16 protein-coding genes are annotated in these 19,169 nt (G+C 72.0%); 10 read left to right on the plus strand and 6 right to left on the minus strand.

Annotation, left to right across the window (positions count from 1 at the left end):
* Window positions 1-6 precede the first annotated feature (6 nt).
* From ACQPZ4_RS04635 to ACQPZ4_RS04670, 8 genes are all read left to right on the plus strand, one after another.
* Window positions 7-1,833 carry a phosphoenolpyruvate carboxykinase (GTP) gene (locus tag ACQPZ4_RS04635; RefSeq protein ID WP_433056455.1) on the plus strand — a complete coding sequence of 609 codons (1,827 nt, stop codon included), beginning with the start codon at window positions 7-9 and terminating at the stop codon, window positions 1,831-1,833.
* Window positions 1,834-1,952: 119 nt separating this feature from the next.
* A complete protein-coding gene (locus ACQPZ4_RS04640; RefSeq protein ID WP_433056457.1) occupies window positions 1,953-2,723 on the plus strand; it encodes an isoprenyl transferase in 771 nt (256 codons plus the stop codon).
* 494 nt (window positions 2,724-3,217) lie between these two features.
* The gene (locus tag ACQPZ4_RS04645) at window positions 3,218-4,498 is read left to right on the plus strand and encodes a PhoH family protein (protein WP_433066241.1); all 1,281 of its coding nucleotides are present in this window, start codon (window positions 3,218-3,220) and stop codon (window positions 4,496-4,498) included.
* A gap of 251 nt (window positions 4,499-4,749) precedes the next feature.
* Window positions 4,750-5,460: a lytic transglycosylase domain-containing protein gene (locus tag ACQPZ4_RS04650; RefSeq protein ID WP_433056459.1), complete on the plus strand. Its 711-nt coding sequence runs from the start codon at window positions 4,750-4,752 to the stop codon at window positions 5,458-5,460.
* Between the two features lie 73 nt (window positions 5,461-5,533).
* Window positions 5,534-6,193: a rhomboid family intramembrane serine protease gene (locus ACQPZ4_RS04655; RefSeq protein WP_433056461.1), complete on the plus strand. Its 660-nt coding sequence runs from the start codon at window positions 5,534-5,536 to the stop codon at window positions 6,191-6,193.
* A gap of 9 nt (window positions 6,194-6,202) precedes the next feature.
* The gene (locus tag ACQPZ4_RS04660) at window positions 6,203-7,171 is read left to right on the plus strand and encodes an NAD(P)/FAD-dependent oxidoreductase (protein ID WP_433056463.1); all 969 of its coding nucleotides are present in this window, start codon (window positions 6,203-6,205) and stop codon (window positions 7,169-7,171) included.
* 689 nt (window positions 7,172-7,860) lie between these two features.
* Window positions 7,861-10,398: a PAS domain S-box protein gene (locus tag ACQPZ4_RS04665; protein WP_433056465.1), complete on the plus strand. Its 2,538-nt coding sequence runs from the start codon at window positions 7,861-7,863 to the stop codon at window positions 10,396-10,398.
* The gene (locus ACQPZ4_RS04670) at window positions 10,395-11,879 is read left to right on the plus strand and encodes an ATP-binding protein (protein ID WP_433056467.1); all 1,485 of its coding nucleotides are present in this window, start codon (window positions 10,395-10,397) and stop codon (window positions 11,877-11,879) included. Before ACQPZ4_RS04665 ends, ACQPZ4_RS04670 begins: the two co-directional genes overlap by 4 nt.
* On the opposite strand, the gene ACQPZ4_RS04675 is transcribed toward ACQPZ4_RS04670, so the two are convergent.
* On the minus strand, window positions 11,869-12,396 hold the full coding sequence (locus ACQPZ4_RS04675; RefSeq protein WP_433056469.1) for a DUF4245 domain-containing protein: 528 nt from the start codon (window positions 12,394-12,396) through the stop codon (window positions 11,869-11,871). The genes ACQPZ4_RS04670 and ACQPZ4_RS04675 overlap by 11 nt on opposite strands.
* Before the next feature lie 95 nt (window positions 12,397-12,491).
* Between ACQPZ4_RS04675 and glpX the strand changes: the two genes are divergently transcribed.
* Window positions 12,492-13,478: a class II fructose-bisphosphatase gene (gene glpX, locus ACQPZ4_RS04680; RefSeq protein WP_433056471.1), complete on the plus strand. Its 987-nt coding sequence runs from the start codon at window positions 12,492-12,494 to the stop codon at window positions 13,476-13,478.
* Between the two features lie 48 nt (window positions 13,479-13,526).
* Here glpX and ACQPZ4_RS04685 read toward each other — a convergent pair whose 3' ends face one another.
* Window positions 13,527-14,414 (minus strand): 2-dehydropantoate 2-reductase N-terminal domain-containing protein, encoded by an 888-nt coding sequence (locus ACQPZ4_RS04685; protein ID WP_433056473.1) that lies wholly within the window; start codon window positions 14,412-14,414, stop codon window positions 13,527-13,529.
* 110 nt (window positions 14,415-14,524) lie between these two features.
* Between ACQPZ4_RS04685 and ACQPZ4_RS04690 the strand changes: the two genes are divergently transcribed.
* On the plus strand, window positions 14,525-15,214 hold the full coding sequence (locus ACQPZ4_RS04690; protein ID WP_433056475.1) for a TetR/AcrR family transcriptional regulator: 690 nt from the start codon (window positions 14,525-14,527) through the stop codon (window positions 15,212-15,214).
* A 192-nt stretch (window positions 15,215-15,406) separates the two neighbouring features.
* Here ACQPZ4_RS04690 and ACQPZ4_RS04695 read toward each other — a convergent pair whose 3' ends face one another.
* The 4 genes from ACQPZ4_RS04695 to ACQPZ4_RS04710 form a co-directional block, all read right to left on the minus strand.
* Window positions 15,407-15,592 carry an exodeoxyribonuclease VII small subunit gene (locus ACQPZ4_RS04695; protein ID WP_433056477.1) on the minus strand — a complete coding sequence of 62 codons (186 nt, stop codon included), beginning with the start codon at window positions 15,590-15,592 and terminating at the stop codon, window positions 15,407-15,409.
* 49 nt (window positions 15,593-15,641) lie between these two features.
* A complete protein-coding gene (locus ACQPZ4_RS04700) occupies window positions 15,642-16,397 on the minus strand; it encodes a GNAT family N-acetyltransferase (RefSeq protein WP_433056479.1) in 756 nt (251 codons plus the stop codon).
* Window positions 16,398-17,262: 865 nt separating this feature from the next.
* The gene (xseA, locus tag ACQPZ4_RS04705) at window positions 17,263-18,474 is read right to left on the minus strand and encodes an exodeoxyribonuclease VII large subunit (RefSeq protein WP_433056481.1); all 1,212 of its coding nucleotides are present in this window, start codon (window positions 18,472-18,474) and stop codon (window positions 17,263-17,265) included.
* A 34-nt stretch (window positions 18,475-18,508) separates the two neighbouring features.
* The gene (locus ACQPZ4_RS04710; protein ID WP_433056483.1) at window positions 18,509-19,150 is read right to left on the minus strand and encodes a response regulator; all 642 of its coding nucleotides are present in this window, start codon (window positions 19,148-19,150) and stop codon (window positions 18,509-18,511) included.
* Window positions 19,151-19,169: the final 19 nt, after the last annotated feature.

Below are 19,169 nucleotides of genomic sequence, written 5' to 3' on the forward strand. Positions count from 1 at the left end.
CACCGCATGTCTGCCCCGGTAACCGTGCCCGGCCTGGATCAGGCGCCGACCGATCATCCCCGGCTGCTCGCCTGGGTCCGCGAGGTCGCCGAGCTCACGAGACCCGAACGCGTGGTCTGGTGCGACGGCTCGCAGGAGGAGTGGCGCCGCATGACCGACGAGCTGGTCGACAGCGGGGCGCTGGTCCGGCTGAAGGCCAAGCCGAACTCGTTCTGGGCCCGCACCGACCCCTCGGACGTGGCCCGGGTCGAGGAGCGCACCTTCATCTGCTCGGTCGACGAGGCCGACGCGGGGCCGACGAACAACTGGATGGCGCCCGAAGAGATGAAACGGCGCATGACCGAGTTGTACGACGGTTGCATGCAGGGGCGGACGATGTACGTCATCCCGTTCTGCATGGGCCCGCTCACCGCCGACAATCCGATGTTCGGCATCGAGCTGACCGATTCGCCGTACGTTGTCGCCTCGATGCGGATCATGACCCGAATGGGCACCTCGGTGCTGGAAAAGATGGGTTCGGACGCCTCGTTCGTGCCGTGCCTGCATTCCGTGGGCGCGCCGCTGGAGGACGGCCAGCAGGACGTCGCGTGGCCGTGCAGCGAGACGAAGTACATCTCGCACTTCCCGGAGACCCGCGAGATCTGGAGCTACGGCTCCGGGTACGGCGGCAACTCGCTCCTGGGCAAGAAGTGCTACTCCCTGCGCATCGCGAGCGCGATCGGCCGCGACGAGGGCTGGCTGGCCGAGCACATGCTCATCCTGAAGCTCACCAGCCCCGAGGGCGTGGTCAAGTACATCGCCGCCGCCTTCCCCAGCGCGTGCGGCAAGACGAACCTGGCCATGCTGGAGCCGACCATCCCCGGCTGGAAGGTCGAGACGCTCGGCGACGACATCGCCTGGATGCGCTTCGGCGAGGACGGCCGCCTCTACGCCGTGAACCCCGAATACGGCCTGTTCGGCGTGGCTCCCGGTACCGACTGGAAGACCAACCCCAACGCGATGCGCACGCTCGCCAAGGGCAACTCGGTCTTCACCAACGTGGCGCTGACCGACGACGGCGACATCTGGTGGGAGGGCATGGGCGAGCCGCCCGCGCACCTCACCGACTGGCGCGGCCGGGACTGGACCCCCGACTCCGACGAGCTCTCGTCGCACCCGAACTCGCGCTTCTGCACCCCGATCGCGCAGTGCCCGATCCTGGCCCCCGAGTACGAGGACCCGCGCGGCGTGCCGATCGACGCCATCCTCTTCGGCGGGCGGCGCAAGACCACCGTGCCGCTGGTCACCGAGGCGCGGGACTGGGTGCACGGGGTGTACCTCGGCGCGACCCTGTCCAGCGAGACCACGGCGGCGGCCGTCGGCCAGGTGGGCGTCGTGCGGCGGGACCCCATGGCGATGCTGCCCTTCATCGGGTACCACGCCGGGGACTACTTCGCGCACTGGATCGAGATGGGCAAGGGCGTGGACGGCGACGCCGCCAAGCTGCCCAAGATCTTCTACGTCAACTGGTTCCGCCGCGGCGACGACGGCCGGTTCCTGTGGCCCGGCTTCGGCGAGAACTCCCGGGTGCTCAAATGGGTCGTCGAGCGCATCGAGGGCACCGCGCAGGCGGTGGAGACGCCCATCGGTGCGGTACCGGCGCCGGGTGCTCTCGATGTGGCCGGCCTGGACCTGACCGCGGACGACGTGGCCGCGGCCCTGGCCGTCGACCCGGAGGAGTGGCGCGCGGAACTGCCCCAGATCCAGACCTGGTTCGAACAGTTCGGCGAGAAGTTGCCAGGAGTTCTCTGGGCCGAACTCGACGCCCTGCGGGCCCGCCTCGACGCCGCATAACACCAGGTGAGCGGCCGGTCCGTCAGGTGACCGGCCGCTTGGCTGTTTACTGAACAGATACTGTCCGGTGCCCGCCTGACGGTGTCGCTTCGCCCGCCGGGTCGCTAGTCTTCTCTGCCGTGGGCCTGCGTGACGTGGTTTATTCGCTGTACGAGAAGCGTCTCGCCCGGAGGCTGCTCGGCAAGCCGAAGCCGCACCACGTCGGGGTGATCGTCGACGGGAACCGCCGCTGGGCGCGCGAGATGGGGTACGTCGACCCCAACGACGGGCACCGGGTGGGCGCCGAGCGCATCAAGGAGCTCCTGCGCTGGTGCGACGGGGCCGGGGTGAAGCACGTCACCCTCTGGCTGCTGTCCACCGACAACCTCTCCCGCCCGGCCCAGGAGCTCGACCCGCTCCTGCAGATCATCGAGAGCCTGGCCGCCGACCTGGCCGACGAGCGCAACCCCTGGCAGCTGCGCATCGTGGGCGCCCTGGACCTGCTGCCCGCCTCGAGCGCCCAGGCCCTGAAGGCGGCCCAGGAGCGGACGCTCGAGCGCGCCGACGGCGCCCAGGTCTCCCTGGCGGTCGGCTACGGCGGCCGCCGCGAGATCGCCGACGCGGTGCGCTCGCTGCTGCACGAGCACGCCAAGGCCGGCACCACGATCGAGGAGCTCGCGGAGATCCTCGACGTCGACCACATCTCGGACCACCTGTACACGCGCGGCCTGCCCGACCCCGACCTGGTCATCCGGACCTCGGGGGAGCAGCGGCTGTCGGGCTTCCTGCTGTGGCAGAGCGCCCACTCGGAGTTCTACTTCTGCGACGTGCACTGGCCGAGCTTCCGGCGGACCGACTTCCTGCGTGCCCTGCGTTCTTACGCCAACCGGCAGCGTCGGTACGGTACCTGAGCCTGCACTTTTTGTCCGATAAGTCGGGCGCTGGCGCGCCGCGACTTATCGGATTTATCCCCCGACGGGGTATATGTCGGGTTCCTGGGGTTTACGATGGCGTTTTTGCTGGTCAGGGGCTTCGTTCAACCCCCATTGGCTGGCAATCGGTCGCGCGATCTAGTGGATTTTGCGAGTACCGGTTAGCGTCATTGCTGTGGCGGGGGTTTTCCCCGGCATCCGAGGCCCGGACCGAGCGAACGCATGTGAAGCCACGGGGCCAAGCACCCGACCCCGTGCGGGCGTCGGAGGACGCGAGTGCGGGCGGCGAGGTGCCCGTCCCCGGAGATCCCGTGACCGTTCGCCGTAGTCCCTCAGCAGACTCCTCTGCCTCCTCCGCCGCCGCCTCTACGGAGCCGGCCCCAGGCGTGGCGACGCCGCCCGTCAAGGCCGTCCGGCGAACCCGGAAGAAGGCCGAGGAGAACCCGGTCCCCACGCCCACCCGGCGCACCTTCGTGCTGGACACCTCCGTGCTGCTCTCCGATCCGGGCGCGTTCCTGCGCTTCGGCGAGCACGACGTGGTCCTGCCGCTGGTCGTCATCTCCGAGTTGGAGGGTAAGCGGCACCATCCCGAGCTGGGCTACTTCGCGCGGCGCTCGCTGCGCTTCCTGGACGATCTGCGGGCCAAGCACGGGCGGCTGGACGAGCCGCTCCCGCTGACCGACGCCGGGGGCACCCTGCGGGTCGAGCTCAACCACGCCGACCAGCGCGTGCTGCCGGCCGGGTTCCGGGCCGAGACCGACGACGCCCGCATCCTCGCCGTGGCGCTCGCGCTGCAGGCCGAGGGCAAGGACGTCCTGCTGGTCACCAAGGACATGCCGCTGCGGGTCAAGGCCGGCTCGGTGGGCCTGGCCGCGGACGAGTACCAGCCCGGGCCGGCCGCCGACCACAGCTGGACCGGCATGGTCGAGCTGGGCGTCAGCGAGGCCGAGGTCAAGCAGTTGTACGCCGGGGAGGCCGTCGATCTCGACGGTGCCGGGGACCTGCCGGTGCACACCGGGCTGGTGCTCACGTCGCAGAACGGCTCGGCGCTCGGCCGGGTCGGGACGGACAAGTCGGTGCGCCTGGTGCGCGGCGACCGCGAGGCCTTCGGCGTGCGCGGCCGCTCCGCGGAGCAGCGGGTGGCGCTCGACCTGCTGATGGACGACTCGGTCGGGATCGTCTCGCTCGGCGGGCGGGCCGGCACCGGCAAGTCGGCCCTCGCCCTGTGCGCGGGGCTCGACGCGGTCATGGAGCGGCGCAAGCACAAGAAGGTCATCGTCTTCCGCCCGCTGTACGCCGTCGGCGGCCAGGAGCTGGGCTACCTGCCCGGCAACGAGGCCGAGAAGATGTCCCCGTGGGCGCAGGCGGTCTTCGACACGCTGGGCGCGCTGGTGCACGACAACGTGATGGAGGAGGTCGCGGCGCGGGGCATGCTCGAGGTCCTGCCGCTGACCCACATCCGCGGTCGCAGCCTGCACGACGCGTACGTGATCGTCGACGAGGCCCAGTCCCTCGAACGGGGGGTCCTGCTGACCGTGCTGTCCCGCATCGGGATGAACTCGCGGGTGGTCCTCACCCACGACGTCGCGCAGCGTGACAACCTGCGCGTCGGCCGGCACGACGGTATCGCCGCGGTCATCGAGACGCTGAAGGGCCATCCGCTCTTCGCACACGTGACCCTCACCCGTTCGGAGCGTTCTCCGATCGCCGAAATGGTCACCGATCTGCTGGAAGACCTGCCGTTCGAGCGCTGATCATCGGCGGCCGCGCGCCGGACTTGAGGACATGCGCCCGAATTGTGGCGTGAGTAAGGTCACAAGTGGTGCCGTTTGGGTTCTCACCCTCAAATGAACTAGGCGATGGTGGGTTCCGGAGCGCGTGAAGCCACGGAAGTGGGCATCAGGCGCTCACGGTGCGTAAGGACCCGGGCGGGTGGGTAACCCCCGTCCGGGTCCGTCCCCCGTGAACGTCGCTGGGGCGGGCGCCGGTTTCCTGTCCCCGACGAATGGATGACCCTGTGATCCGGCTGTGGCACCGGGTCGGCACGATCCGAGCCGTATTCGCCCTCGTGATCCTCGCGGGTCTCGTCGGCGGCCTCGCGATTGCCGGCCTGACCCAGCACGACGACGACTCGGCGAACACCGTCAAGGCCGCCGACACCGCCGCCTTCCCCGTCTCCTCGTCCTCCGCGACGCCGTCCGCGTCGCGCTCGCCGAGCAGCCCCGCCGAGGCCGACGCGCTGGCCAAGGCCAAGGCCGCCGCCGAGGAGGCGTCCGCCGAGGCCAAGGCCGCCGACGACGCGGCCCGCAAGAAGGCCGAGGAGGAGGCGAGTCGCAACAAGACCCGCACCACGACGGCCCCGCCGCCCACGAACTCGGCGCCGAAGTACCCGGTGCCGGCCTCCTGCGATGCCTACTCGGGCAACAAGAAGATCGGCTGCGCCGTCCTCGTCGGCACCGGCTTCGGGCTCGACCAGATGCCGTGCCTGGAGAAGCTGTGGGACAAGGAGAGCCACTGGAACGTCAGTGCCTCCAACAAGAGCAGCGGCGCGTACGGCATCCCGCAGGCCGTCCCGGGCAGCAAGATGTCCTCCGTCGGCGCCGACTGGAAGACCAACCCCGAGACGCAGATCCGCTGGGGCCTCGGCTACATCAAGAGCCGGTACAAGAACCCGTGCGGCGCGTGGTCGCACAGCCAGTCGACCGGTTGGTACTAGTACAGACGCATTCGCCGGCGCCGTCACACCTGCTCGTGTGGCGGCGCTGGCGCGTCTCTGCTACCACTTTGGCGTGGCGAGCGACATCGAGCGGCAGTCCGACCCGACGCGTTTCGGGACAGAAGCCTTCTACGCGTCCATCGGGCGGGCGTTCGTGGCCATGTGCGCGTTCGTACCGGTGCTGTTTCTGATCGAGTTCTTCGACAAGCTCAGCGGCAACCGGCTCGACCAGGAGGGCGGCATCCGCCCGCACCACATCGACGGGCTGGACGGGATCGTCTTCGCCCCGTTCCTGCACGCGAGCTTCGACCACGTGCTGGCCAACAGCATCCCGCTGATCCTGCTGGGCACGTTCGTCCTCGCCGACGGCGGCGCCCGCTTCTGGATCACGACCGCCTTCATCGCGATCGTGGCCGGCGTCGGCGTGTGGTTCCTCGGCGACGCCAACACGGTCGTGGTCGGGGCGAGCGCCGTCATCTTCGGCTACCTCGGCGTGATCCTCATGCGGGGGGTTGTCGGACGCCGCCTCTGGTACATCGCGGTCGGCCTCCTCGTCGCGCTCCTCTACGGCTGGCAGCTCTTCGGCGTCCTCCCCGGCGACCCGGACGTGTCCTGGCAGGGCCACCTGTGCGGCTTCCTGGCCGGACTGGTCGCCGCAGTGCTGTTCCGCCGGCGGCGGCCCCGTCCCGTTGAGCACGTGGACCCCCTATCCCTGGGCTCGGACCTGTCGTAGCGTCGGCGCATGCGGGAAGTCGACCTCGCCATCGTGGGCGCGGGACCGGCCGGGTTGTTCGCCGCCTACTATGCGGGGTTCCGCGGGTTGTCCACCGCGGTCATCGACGCGCTGCCGGAGCCCGGCGGCCAGGTGACGGCGATGTACCCGGAGAAAATGATCTTCGACGTGGCCGGCTTCCCGGGCATCCGCGGCCGCGACCTGGTGGCCAACCTGGTCGAGCAGGCCGCGCAGTTCAGCCCGGAGTACTTCCTGGGGATCCGGGCCGAGGGCCTGTCCTATGTGGACGAGCGCCCGGTGCTGGCCCTGTCCTCGGGGGAGCAGCTGCAGTGCGGGGCCGTCCTCATCACCGGCGGCCTGGGCAGCTTCACCGCGCGACCCCTTCCGGCGGCGGACGGCTTCCCGGGCGAGGGCCTGCTGTTTTTCGTACCGCACCTCGCCGACCTGGCCGGCCACGACGTCGTCATCGTGGGCGGCGGCGACTCGGCCTTCGACTGGGCGCTGGCCCTGCAGCCGATCGCCCGCTCGGTGACGCTGGTGCACCGCCGCGACAAGTTCCGCGCGCACGCCTCGACGGTCTCGCGGGTGCAGGCCCTGCCCGTCGAGATGGTGGTGAACGCGGAGGTCACGAAGTTGCACGGCGCCGACCGCGTGACGGGCGTCGACGTGGCCGTGCGGGGCGGCGCGGTGCGCACCCTGCCGGCCGACACGGTGGTGGCCGCGCTGGGCTTCACGGCCGACCTGGGGCCGCTGGCGGACTGGGGGCTGGAGCTGTCGAAGCGGCACATCTGCGTGGACAGCACGACGGCGACCAACCTGCCGCGGGTCTTCGCCGCCGGCGACATCAGCGAGTACGCGGGGAAGGTCCGCCTGATCGCCGTCGGCTTCGGCGAGGCGGCGACGGCGGTGAACAACGCCGCGGTGATCATCGACCCGGCGGCGCACCTGTTCCCGGGCCACTCGTCCGACAACGGCTGACGCTCCCCGCGCCCGCACGGCCCTTGGGCGACGCCCGCGGCGTTCATGCGGCGGCGGTGCGGCGTGGCGCGCGCGGGCGTGGGGTGCGGTGCGTGCGGCGGCGCGATGGGCGCGGCGGCGGTGCGGCGTGGCGCGCGCGGGCGTGGGGTGCGGTGCGTGCGGCGGCGCGATGGGCGCGGCGGCGGTGCGGCGTGGCGCGCGCGGGCGTGGGGTGCGGTGCGTGCGGCGGCGCGATGGGCGCGGCGGCGGTGCGGCGTGGCGCGCGCGGGCGCGGGGAGCGGTGCGTGCGGCGGCGCGATGGGCGCGGCGGCGGTGCGAGGTGACGGTGGCGTGATGTGCGCGGTGGCGGTGGCACGTGGCGGTGGCACGTGGCGGTGACGGCGTGGCGGTGACGGCGTGGTGCGTGCGGCGGTGGCGCAGTGCGTCCGGCGCTCGGGTGGTGACTGCGGCGTTCGTAGCGCGGCGGGGCGCGACGACCCCGTGGCATTTGCCTGGCGGTGAGCGGTTTGCCCGAAAAGTCGGGTGCTGGCGCACCGCGACTTTTCTGACTTATGCCCCGTCAGGCGATAAATGCAGTTATGTCGCGGCGCGCCAGCGCCCGACATAACGGCATCCGGCATATCGGGCGAATCGCCACCGACGGGCAACTTCTCAACCACCCGGGCGCACCGCCGATGGGACAGGGCGTGGTGGGCGTCCGTCTCCAGGTCCTCGGCGTGGTGCTCCTCGGCCTGCTGGTCTCCGGCGGCGCGGGGTTGCTCATGCACCGCGTCGAGCGGGACGGGGCCGGGCAGGCGCTCGACCGGCGGACCGCCGCGGCGCAGGATGCCGTTGCCTCGGCCACGCAGCGGTACGTCGATGCGCTGCAGCTCGCGGCCGGGGGGCTCGAGGCGTTGTCCGCGCTCGACGCCGCCGCGTTCAGCACCGCCACGCAGCCGCTCGGGCAGTTGTGGCTGCCCGGGGCCACCGGGGTCGACTACGTCGTGGCCGTGCCCGATGCCGGGGTCGCCGCGGCGCAAGCCTCCTGGCGGGATCGGGGGGCCAGCGATCTGACGCTCGCCGCGGCGCCTGGGAATCCGGTGCACTATTTCGCCGTACTGTCGCGGGGGCTTGATGCCAAAAACGCGCTGCCGGCGGGGCGGGATCTCGTGGGGGTGCCGCAGGTCGGGGCGGCGATCGATCGGGCCGAGCGGACCGGGCTGCCGGCCGCGTCGGAGCCCTACGTGGCGCTGCGGGACGCGGGGAGCTCCGCCGAGCCGCAGCCGCAGACCGTGGCCCTGGTACAGCGGGTGGTGGAGCGGCGGACCGGGGCGCTTCGGGGGTACCTCCAGCTGACCGTCCGCGTGCAGGACTTCTTCGGCGACACGTTGCGGCAGCCGGTGCGGGACCTGCTTGACGTGGGGCTGGCCGCGTACGCGGGGTCGGAGCTGCGCACCATCGCGACCATCCGCAGCCGGGGCGAGCGCGGCACCGACCTGCACCGGACGGTCGAGGTGCAGGTCGCGGACCGGCAGTGGCAGCTGCGGGTCACGGCCGGCAGCGGGGCGCTCGCGGGGGCCGGCGGGCACCTCGACGACGGGATGTTCTTCGGGGGCGCGGCGCTGACGCTGGTGACCGCGCTGCTCGTCTTCACCCTGGCGACATCGCGCCGGCGGGCCGAGGAGCGGGTCGAGGAGGCCACGGCCGAGCTGCGGGTCGCCGGGGCCACCGCCAAGTCCCAGGCGGCGCTGCTCAGCGGGGTGATGGACACCATCGCCGACGGGGTGGCCGTGATCGACGGGGCCGGGCGGGCGGCGTGGCTGAACCCGACCGCCCGGGCCATCCTCGGGCCGGACGCGTCCCAGGCGCCCACGTGGGAGTGGCCGGAGCTGTTGGACATGCGCGAGGCGGACGGCGTCACGCGGTACAAGAGCAGAAACGGCGTGGCGGGGACGGAATCGCTCGTCGAATGCATGATGGCGGGGCGGCGCATCGAGATCCGGCTCCGGACCCTGCTGCAGGACGGGGAGGCCCCGGGCGCGGTGGCGGTCATGCGCGACATCACCGACCGGCACGCGGCCGAGGAGCAGCTGCGCTCCTCCGAGGAACTGCTGCAGCTGCTGCTCGACGGGGCGCGCGACTACGCCATCTACATGCTCGACCCGGCCGGGCGGATCGTCAGTTGGTCGGTCAATGCCGAGCGCCTCAACGGGTACAGCAGCGACGAAACGATCGGCGAGGACTTCGCGCGGATGTTCACGCCCGAGGATCGCGAGCGGGGGCTGCCCGCGCGGCTGCTGGAGCAGGCCCGCGAGCTGGGGCGGGCCGAGATCGACGGGCCGCAGGTGCGCAAGGACGGGACCCGGTTCTGGGTGCACGGGCTGCTGTCCGCCGTGCACGAGCAGGACGGCTCCGTGCGCGGGTTCGTCAACGTCAGCCAGGACGTCACCGCCCGCAAGCAGGCCGACCAGGTCATCGAGCGGCTCAACGCCGACCTGGAGCGGCGGGTGGCGGAGCGCACGGCCGACCTGCGCGAGGCCAACGCCGAGTTGGAGTCGTTCTCGTACAGCGTGTCGCACGATCTCCGCGCGCCCCTGCGAGCCGTCGACGGGTTCGCCCGCATCCTCGCCCGCGACCACGGGGCCGAGCTGGGCGAGGAGGGGTGGCGCTACGTCGGGCGCATCCGCGCGGGGGCGCAGCAGATGGGCGAGCTGATCGACGGGCTGCTGGCCTTCTCCCGGCTGCAGCGCCAGGAGCTCGCCAGCCACCGGGTGCCGGTCGCGGACCTGGTCGCCGAGGTGTGGGAGCAGCTGGCCGTCGAGCGCGGCGACCGGGCCGTCGAGCTGGTCGTCGGGGAGCTGCCCGACGCGCTGGGCGATCCGCGCCTCGTGCGGCAGGTGCTGGCCAACCTGCTGGGCAACGCGATCAAGTACAGCCGCGACGCGCCCGCGCCCCGCGTCGAGATCGGGCACAAGGTGACGACCGGCGGCGAGGCGACGTACTTCGTCAGGGACAACGGGGCCGGGTTCGACATGCGGTACGCCGAAAAGCTCTTCAAGGTCTTTCAGCGCCTCCACCGCGCGGAGGAGTTCGAGGGCAACGGCATCGGCCTGGCCCTCGCGCACCGGATCGTGCACCGCCACGGCGGGCAGATCTGGGCCGACGCCGCGCCGGGCGAGGGCGCGACGTTCTACTTCACCCTGCCGGTGACCGCCCCGGCGGTCCCGGCGTTGGAGGCGGTGCCGTGAACCGCGTGCTGCTGGTCGAGGACAGCGTGAGCGATGCCGAGCTGCTCGAGCTGGAGCTGCGCCGGGCCGGGTTCGCCCCCGACTGCCGGCGCGTCGACACCCGGGACGGCTTCCGGGCCGCGCTGCACGACGGCGGCGGCCCGCCCGACGTGATCCTCGCCGACTACACGCTGCCGCAGTTCGGCGCGCTGGAGGCGCTCGAGGTGCTGGGCGCGGACGGGTACGACGTGCCGGTCATCGTCATCAGCGGCGCCCTCAGCGAGGAGGCGTGCGTCGACGCGCTGCGCCACGGTGCGGTGGACTACCTGCTCAAGGACCGCCTGAGCCGGCTCGGCCCGGCGATCGAGCACGCCCTGTCGCAGCGCCGCCTGCTCGCCGACCGGCACCGCGCGGAGCTCACCTTCCGCGCGGCGTTCGACCACGCGCCGGTCGGCATGGCCGTGACCAACCTCGCCGGCCGGGTCCTGCAGGTCAACCAGGAGCTGGCCCGGATGACCGGCCTGGAGCCCGCCGGGTTCCTGCCCGACATGATCTGCGACGACGACCGGCCGCTGGTCGAGGAGCGGCTCAAGCGGCTGGTGGCCGGCGAGGCCGACAAGGTGACCCGGGAGCTGCGGATGTGCCGGGCGGACGGGACGCTGCTGTGGGGGCAGTACTCGGCGTCGCTGATCGGCGGCGACCCGGCCGCCGTGGTGCACCAGATCGCCGACGTCACCGACCGGCGCCGGGCCGAGGACGCGCTGCAGCGGCAGGCGGAGAAGCTCGCGCGGTCCAACAGCGACCTGCAGGAGCTGGACCGGCTCAAGAGCGAGTTCGTGGCCACGGTGTCGCATGAGCTGCGGACGCCGTTGACGTCGATTCGGGGGTACACCGAAATCCTGAACGACAGCGACGCCACCGCGCTGGGGCCGACCGAACGCAAGATCGTCGGCATCATCGACCGCAACGGCCGGCGGCTGCTGGACCTGATCGAGGACCTGCTCACGTTCTCCCGCATCGAGTCGGGCACGCTCACGCTCAACCCGGGGCCGGTCCGCCTGCGCGGCCTGGTCGACGCCGCCTGCGAGGCGATCCGCCCGGCCATGGAGACCGCCGGCCTGCGCCTCGCGGTGGACGTCGACGAGCACATCCCGGTCGTGCAGGGCGACGCCGAGCAGCTCGAGCGGGTGGTGCTGAACCTGCTCGACAACGCCGTGAAGTTCTCCGACCCGGCCGGCACCGTGACCATCACCGGCCGCGAGCGCGACGGCGAGGTCGTCCTGTGGGTCCGTGACACCGGCTGCGGCATCCCCGAGGGCGAGCTGGGGATGATCTTCCAACGCTTCTTTCGTACCGCCGATGCTCAGAAACGCGCCATCAAGGGCTCCGGCCTCGGACTGGCGATCGCCAAGGCCATCGTCGAGGCGCACGGCGGCTGGATCGCCCTGGAGTCGATCGAGGGCAGCGGCACGACCGTCGGGTTCGGCCTGCCTACGCCTTGAGGCTGTTGGCCAGCTGTTCGAGCTGCGGCTGCTTGGCCTGGCCCACGATGATGATCGTCCGGCCGGTCTCGGTGCGCACGATCGCGCGCTCGCCCGGGCGGCCCTGCGACCAGCGGTGCCACGTGGCGCCGGCGATGGTCGTCTCCCCGTCGTCGTGGGGGTCGTGGCCGACGATGGCGGGGAGGAGTACCGACTCCGGCTTGGCACTTTCGACGAGTTGCATGGCGCCGTCGTCGGGCGCGGTCACCCCGATGCGGAGGATCTCGTCGGTGAACGTGGCCGAGGCGATCCGCCACCCGTCGGGCAGCCCCTCGGGCTTGAGCAGCGCAAACTTGCCGGCGCGCTGCACCGAGCCGTAGACCTCGGTGGTGTCCACGGTCGGCGGGGTCTCGTGGCCGAGGTACCGGTAGAACGCCACGATGAGAAACACCGGGATGATCAGGACGAGCATGGACAAAGCCATGTCCCGCGGACGGCGTGCCTTCGGGGTCTTGGGCTGCTCGGTCGTACTGGCCACGTGACCATCTTGACAGGTCATCCGGCGGCTCTGACTGCCAGGATGATTGATGGATAGAACACACACCCACGCAACGAGGCGCGAGGAGTGCACGGATGAGTCGTGAGATGGATCGGAACCTGGCGCTCGACCTGGTCCGCGTCACCGAGGCGGCGGCGATGGCCGCGGGCCGGTGGGTCGGACGGGGCGACAAGAACGGCGGCGACGGCGCGGCCGTCGACGCGATGCGCCTGCTCATCAACTCGCTGCCCATGCGCGGCACGGTGGTGATCGGCGAGGGCGAGAAGGACAACGCGCCGATGCTCTACAACGGCGAGAGCGTCGGCGACGGCACCGGCCCGGAGGTCGACGTGGCGGTCGACCCCGTCGACGGGACGACCCTCATGAGCAAGGGCATGCCGAACGCCCTGGCCGTACTCGCCGTGGCCGAGCGCGGCGCGATGTTCGACCCGTCCGCGGTGTTCTACATGGAGAAGCTGGCGGTCGGCCCGGACTGCGCCGACGTGGTGGACATCGAGGCGGGCGTGGAGGAGAACCTGCGCCGCATCGCGCGGGTCAAGCGCTCCAGCGTCTCCGAGCTCACGGTCTGCATCCTGGACCGGCCGCGGCATTCGGAGCTCGTGCAGACGGTACGGTCCACCGGCGCCCGCATCCGCTTCATCTCCGACGGCGACATCGCCGGCGCGATCAGCGCGGCCCGCGAGAACTCCGAGACCGACGTCCTCATGGGCATCGGCGGCACGCCCGAGGGCATCGTGGCGGCCGTGGCCCTCAAGTGCATGGGCGGCGCGATCCAGGCCAAGCTCTGGCCCCGCGACGACGCCGAGCGGGAGAAGGCCCTCGCCGCGGGCCACGAGCTGGGCCGCGTCCTGCACACCGACGACCTGGTCAGCGGCGACAACATGTTCTTCTGCGCCACCGGTGTGACCAGCGGCGACCTGCTCAAGGGCGTGCGGTACCGCTCCGGCGGCGCCTACACCCAGTCGATCGTGATGCGCTCCCGCTCGGGCACCATCCGCTGGATCGACTCGTTCCACCGCTTGGAGAAGCTGCGGGCGTACTCGCTCGTCGACTTCTCGTAGTTCGCTGAGGCCTGCCGGCCGCGGGGTGCTCGCGCACCCCGCGGCTGCTCAAGCCTTCAGTGTTGCGCGAATGGAGTCGTCCAGGGGCGTGGCGGTCAGGCCGAACTCGTTCGTGACCCGCGAGGAGTCCATGACGAACGGCCGGTCGTGCTGGTAGCGCACCTCCCGGAACTCCTTCGCGAACTTGTCGAACAGGCCGGCGGCATAGACGGCGGCCTTCGGGTACACCTTGAGCGAAGGCGTCCCCAATCCGGCCAATTCGGCGACCCGGGTCAGCAGCTGCCGAGCCGTCATCGCGGGCACCGACGGCGTGTGCCAGGCCTGGCCCCACGCGCGCGGGTCGCGGGCCAGGGTGACGAGGGTGTGCGCGGCGTCGCCGGTGTACGTGTACGTGTGCGGGACGTCCAGCGAGGCCGGCATCCACGCGGTCTTGCCGGCGCGCATGGCGGGCAGGGCCATCTCGATCAGCGAGTACTTCGGGGCGATCCAGTCCGACGAGCGCACCTCCAGCGCGCGGACGCCCGAGGCGACCGTGTCCTGCCACATCTTCGCGCGGACGCGGCCCTTGACGGTCTGCGCGGCCAGCGGCATGTCCTCGGTCATCGGGCGATCGACGTGCCCGTACGCGTACAGCGGCGCCGTGATCGCCAGCACCGCCCCGTTGGCCTCGGCCGCGCGCAGCATCGCGTTGTGCATGGGCGGCCAGGCGGTCGGCCACTCGAAGTACTGCGGGTTCGCGCAGTTGTAGATCACGCTCGCCCCCTCGGCGATCCGCAGCAGCGCCGCGGCGTCCCCCGCATCGGCGGCCACCCGCCGGACGAGCGGATGCTCCGGCCCGCTCCCGCTCCGTGTGACCAGTGTGACCTGCTCCCCGGCCCCCGCGAGCTCCAGCGCCACCGCGCTGCCGACCGCTCCCGACCCGACGACGATGTGCATGACTGCCTCCCTTTTTGGAGAGCACCGCTCTCGAAGTAGAGCATAGGACTCGGACGCCGCGAAAAGCAAGAGCAGTGCTCTCGATTCGGATCGTGTGTCAGACTGGGGCGATGAAGGCGAACTCGATCAGGGCCCGCGTCCGAGCGGAGATGACCGACGAGATCAAGGAGATCGCCCGCCGCCACCTGGCCACCGACGGCGCCAACCTGTCCCTGCGCGCGGTCGCCCGCGACCTCGGCATGGTGAGCTCGGCGATCTACCGCTACTTCCCGAGCCGCGACGACCTGTTGACCGCCCTGATCCTGGACGCCTACAACGACCTGGGCGGCTCCGCCGAAAAAGCCGTCGCGTCGGTACCCCCTGAGGCCCCCGCAACCCGCTGGCTGGCCCTCGCCGGCGCGGTCCGCGACTGGGCCTTGGCGCGCCCGCACGAGTACGCGCTCATCTACGGCAGCCCCGTGCCCGGCTACCAGGCCCCCGAGGACACCGTGGCGGCAGGCACCCGGGCGGTGACGGTGGCGGGCGCGATCCTGCAGGGCGCGCTGATGACCGGCACCCTGGACTTGAACGACGACCCGCTGCCCCCGCCGTCCTCGGTCGCGGACCTCGAGCGCGTGCAGGCCGTGATCGCCCCGGACGTGCCGCTGAACGTCCTGGCGCGCGGACTCTCGGCGTGGGTGGCGCTGTTCGGGTCGGTGACCTTCGAGATCTTCGGCCAGCTGCGCAACACCATCAACACGCCGGCCGAGTTCTTCGACCACCAGATGCGAGCCCAGGCCCGCTACATCGGCCTGCGCTGAAGGATCACGACTCCCGTGAGCGCCAGGCGCGCCCGCGCGTGCTACATGGGGTGGCGCGGAAGGGTCACGACTCACTCCCGTGAGCGCCAGGCGCGCCCGCGCGTGCTACATGGGGTGGCGCGGAAGGGTCACGACTCACTCCCGTGAGCGCCAGGCGCGCCCGCGCGTGCTACATGGGGTGGCGCGGAAGGGTCACGACTCCGTCGGGGTCAGACGCGCCCGCGCGGCGTCGAGCCAGCGCTGGCAGATGGCGGCGAGCTCTTCGCCGCGCTCCCAGAGCGCCAGCGACTCCTCGAGCGTCGACCCGCCGGACTCCAGCCGCTCGACGACGGTCGCCAGCTCGGCGCGCGCCTGCTCGTACGTCAGCGTGTCACTCACGCCGAGAACCCTACGCGACCGCCCGCACACTCCACCGGGGCGCGCCGGGTCAGGCGGTGTGGGACAGGAACAGCACGGAGTCGGCGCGGCTGAAGCCGACCCGGGCGTAGACCCGCTCCTGGGCGTCGCCGGCCGGGGTCAGGAAGGCCAGGGTCGCCCCCGCCTCGAATGCGGCGCGGGTCAGGTGGAGGGTGAGGGCGGCGCCGAGGCCGCGGCGCTCGTACTGGGGGCGTACCGCGATGCCGGCCACCTCGCTGATGCCGTCGCGTACCGTGGCCGCGACGCCGCCGCCGGCCACGGTGCCCGTTTCGAGCTCGCGGGCCAGGAGCTGCAGCTGGCCGGCCTTGGCCTTGGCGCGGGTGTTGCTGACGTGGGCGGCCGAGGGCGGCTCCTCACCGAACGCCTCGTGCTGCGCGGCCAGCATCGCCTCGATCTCCTCGTCGGTGGACGGGACGACGAGCTCGAACCCGGCCGGCGTCGGCTGGTCGGCGACCGTCTCCGGCGTGCACTCCATGAGCGGCAGCCGGTCGGCCACCACGAACCCGGCGGCGAGCAGGGCCGGTTCGACGAGCGGGGCCAGCCCGGGCATGTACTCCAGCCGCGGCGCCCGCCCGCGGCTCGCGAACGCCGAGATCAGTGCCTCGATGTCGGCCGGGCTGGGGTCGGCGCCGGGGGCGGGGATGGCGTAGTTGACGTACACGTTGGCGTCGTGGCCGGTGATCGTGACCGTGAACGGCCCGACCTGGACCACCTCGCGACCGCTCTTGGCGCTCGCCAGCATGTACTCCTGCAGCCGTCGCGACATGCTCACCTTCCCGCAGATACCACCCGGAACGCAGAAACCACCCTGAAACGGGCCGACCGTCATCATCGCGCATGAATGGCAGACGTCAAGTGCCTTCCGCCGCGCTCAACACACCCTGCCGAAACGCACCCGCCCACGGCCCGCCGTCACACGTCCCGAGCTCTAACCGCGCGCCGAGCGACCTCGTGACCCTACTGCGCTGGTCGGTCGGGTGCGCTCGGCCGAATACCAGCCGGCGCCAGGCGATCGCGCCCATCCGCGCCGGGGCGGTCGCGTCCCCGCCCACGTGCCTCGCCCCGCGCCGTGCGGTCGCGTGCCCGGGCTGGATGGGTGCCTCGCCCCGCGCCGGATGGTCGCATGCCCGGGCTGGATGGATGTCTCGCCCGGGCTGGGTGGATGTCTCGCCCCCGCGCCGGGTGGATGTCTCGCCCCCGCGCCGGGTGGTCGTGTGCCCGGGCAGGATGGGTGCCTCGCCCCGGGCTGGATGGGTGCCTCGCCCCGCGCCGGATGGTCGCGTGCCCGGGCAGGATGGATGTCTCGCCCCGGGCTGGGTGGATGTCTCGCCCCCGCGCCGGGTGGTCGCGTGCCCGGGCAGGATGGGTGCCTCGCCCCGGGCTGGATGGGTGCCTCGCCCCCGCGCCGGGTGGTCGCGTGCCCGGGCTGGATGGATGTCTCGCCCCCGCGCCGGGTGGTCGCGTGCTCCGGCTGGATGGATGCCGCGCCCCGCGCCGGGTGGTCCCACCCCGCCCGCGGGTCGAGCGCCTGGAGCCCGCCGCCGAGCGTCAGAAGCCCGCCGCCGAGCCTCAGGAGGCCGCCGTCGAGCGTCAGGAGGCCGCCGTCGCGGTCAGGAACCCGCCGTCGAGCGTCAGGAACCCGCCGTCGCGGTCAGTTCGCCCTCGGCCAGGCGGATGCGCAGGGCCTCCTCCGCGGCCACCTCGTCAGGCGAGCGCACCACGGCCCCGTCCGCGCGCTGCACGATGGCGTACCCGCGTTGCAAGGTCGCCGACGGAGACAGCGTCCGCAGCCGGGCCAGGGTGTGCTCCAGCTCGGTGCCGGCCCGGTCCAAGCGGTGCGTCAAGTTGCGCGTCGCCCGCGCCTGCAGCGCCGTGACCTCCGCCAAGCGCGTGTCGACCATCGTGAGCGGGCGGGCGATCGACGGGCGGGAGCGCAGCGCGTCGAGGCGGTGCTGTTCGCGGTCGAGCAGGCCCCGCAGCGCGCGGTCGAGGCGTTGCTTGGCCTGGCCGATCAGGCGTACCTCGTCGCCCAGGTCGGGCACGATGCGCTTCGCGGCGTCGGTCGGGGTGGAGGCGCGCAGGTCGGCCACGAAGTCGACGAGCGGCACGTCCGTCTCGTGCCCGATGGCCGACACGATCGGGGTGCGGCAGGCGAAGACCGCGCGGCACAGGGCCTCGTCGGAAAAGGGGAGGAGGTCCTCGATCGAGCCGCCGCCGCGGGCGAGCACGATGACGTCGATGGACTCGTCGCGGTCGAGCACGGCCAGGGCGTCGAGGATCTGCGGTACCGCGGAAGGGCCCTGCACGGCGACGTTGATGACCCTGAAGTCGATCGTGGGCCACCGGCGCCTGGCGTTGGTGAGCACGTCGCGCTCGGCGGCGCTGGCCCGGCCCGTGATCAGGCCGATGCGGCGGGGCAGGAAGGGCAGGCGGCGTTTGCGCTCGCGGGCGAACAGGCCCTCGGCGGCCATGAGCTTCTTGAGCTGCTCCAGGCGGGCCAGCAGCTCGCCCACGCCGACCTGGCGGATCTCGTCGGCGCGCAGGCTCAGCGAGCCGCGCGCGGCGTAGAACTCGGGGCGGGCGTGCACCACGATGCGCGCGCCCTCGTTGAGGCCGGGGGCGCCGAGGTCGACGACGTCGCGGTTGGTGGTCACGGTGAGGCTCAGGTCGGCCGACGGGTCGCGCAGGGTCAGGAAGACGGTGCTGGTGCCCGGGCGGCGCGTGACCTGGGCGACCTGGCCGTCGACCCAGATCCAGCCGAGCCGGCCGATCCACTGGCCGATCTTCTGGCTGACCACCCGGACCGGCCAGGGCTTGTCACTGCTCGAAGCCTCATCCGTCATGCCCACACCCTAGCCACGAGGTACGACAAAAACGTCATCCCCGCAGGTAGGCCAGCACGGCGCGGACCCTGCGGTGCACGTCGTCGTCGGGCGGAAGGTCGAGCTTGGCGAGCAGCCCGTTGATGTGCTTGGCCACCGCCGCCTCCGACACCACGAGCGACCGCGCGATCGCCGCGTTCGAGCGGCCCTCGGCCATCAGCGCCAGCACCTCCCGCTCGCGCGGGGTCAGCCGGGCCAGCGGATCGCGGCGGCGCCCGAGCAGCTGCGCGACCACCTCGGGATCGACGACCGTGTGTCCGGCGGCCACCCGCGAGACGGCGTCCGCGAACTCGGCCAGGTCGCCGATGCGGTCCTTGAGCAGATACCCGACCCCGGCCCGGCGCCCCGATTCGAGCAGCTCGGCGGCGTAGGTCTGCTCGATGTACTGGCTGAGCACCAACACCGGCAGCCCCGGATCCTCGGCCCGCAGCCGAATCGCCGCCTGCAGCCCCTCGTCGCTGAACCCGGGCGGCATCCGCACGTCGGTGACCACGAGATCCGGCTTGTCCGCCCGCACGGCCTCGACCAGCTCCGCGGCATTGCCCACCGCCGCCACGACCTCATGCCCAAAGCGCCGCAGCAATCCGGCAATTCCCTCGCGGATGAGCACACCGTCCTCCGCGATCACGACCCGCACGACAGCACCCCCGCGCCGA

The organism is Dactylosporangium sp. CS-033363 (assembly GCF_050942475.1).
Taxonomy (GTDB): domain Bacteria; phylum Actinomycetota; class Actinomycetes; order Mycobacteriales; family Micromonosporaceae; genus Dactylosporangium.

What these genes read in the sequence shown, in the direction of transcription:
- ACQPZ4_RS04660 (WP_433056463.1), top strand. Translation starts at nt 6,203, where the DNA reads ATGCGGGAAGTCGACCTCGCCATCGTGGGCGCGGGACCGGCCGGGTTG.
- glpX (WP_433056471.1), top strand. Translation starts at nt 12,492, where the DNA reads ATGAGTCGTGAGATGGATCGGAACCTGGCGCTCGACCTGGTCCGCGTC.
- ACQPZ4_RS04685 (WP_433056473.1), bottom strand. Translation starts at nt 14,414, where the DNA reads ATGCACATCGTCGTCGGGTCGGGAGCGGTCGGCAGCGCGGTGGCGCTG.
- ACQPZ4_RS04650 (WP_433056459.1), top strand. Translation starts at nt 4,750, where the DNA reads ATGGATGACCCTGTGATCCGGCTGTGGCACCGGGTCGGCACGATCCGA.
- ACQPZ4_RS04635 (WP_433056455.1), top strand. Translation starts at nt 7, where the DNA reads ATGTCTGCCCCGGTAACCGTGCCCGGCCTGGATCAGGCGCCGACCGAT.
- ACQPZ4_RS04690 (WP_433056475.1), top strand. Translation starts at nt 14,525, where the DNA reads ATGAAGGCGAACTCGATCAGGGCCCGCGTCCGAGCGGAGATGACCGAC.
- ACQPZ4_RS04700 (WP_433056479.1), bottom strand. Translation starts at nt 16,397, where the DNA reads ATGTCGCGACGGCTGCAGGAGTACATGCTGGCGAGCGCCAAGAGCGGT.
- xseA (WP_433056481.1), bottom strand. Translation starts at nt 18,474, where the DNA reads ATGACGGATGAGGCTTCGAGCAGTGACAAGCCCTGGCCGGTCCGGGTG.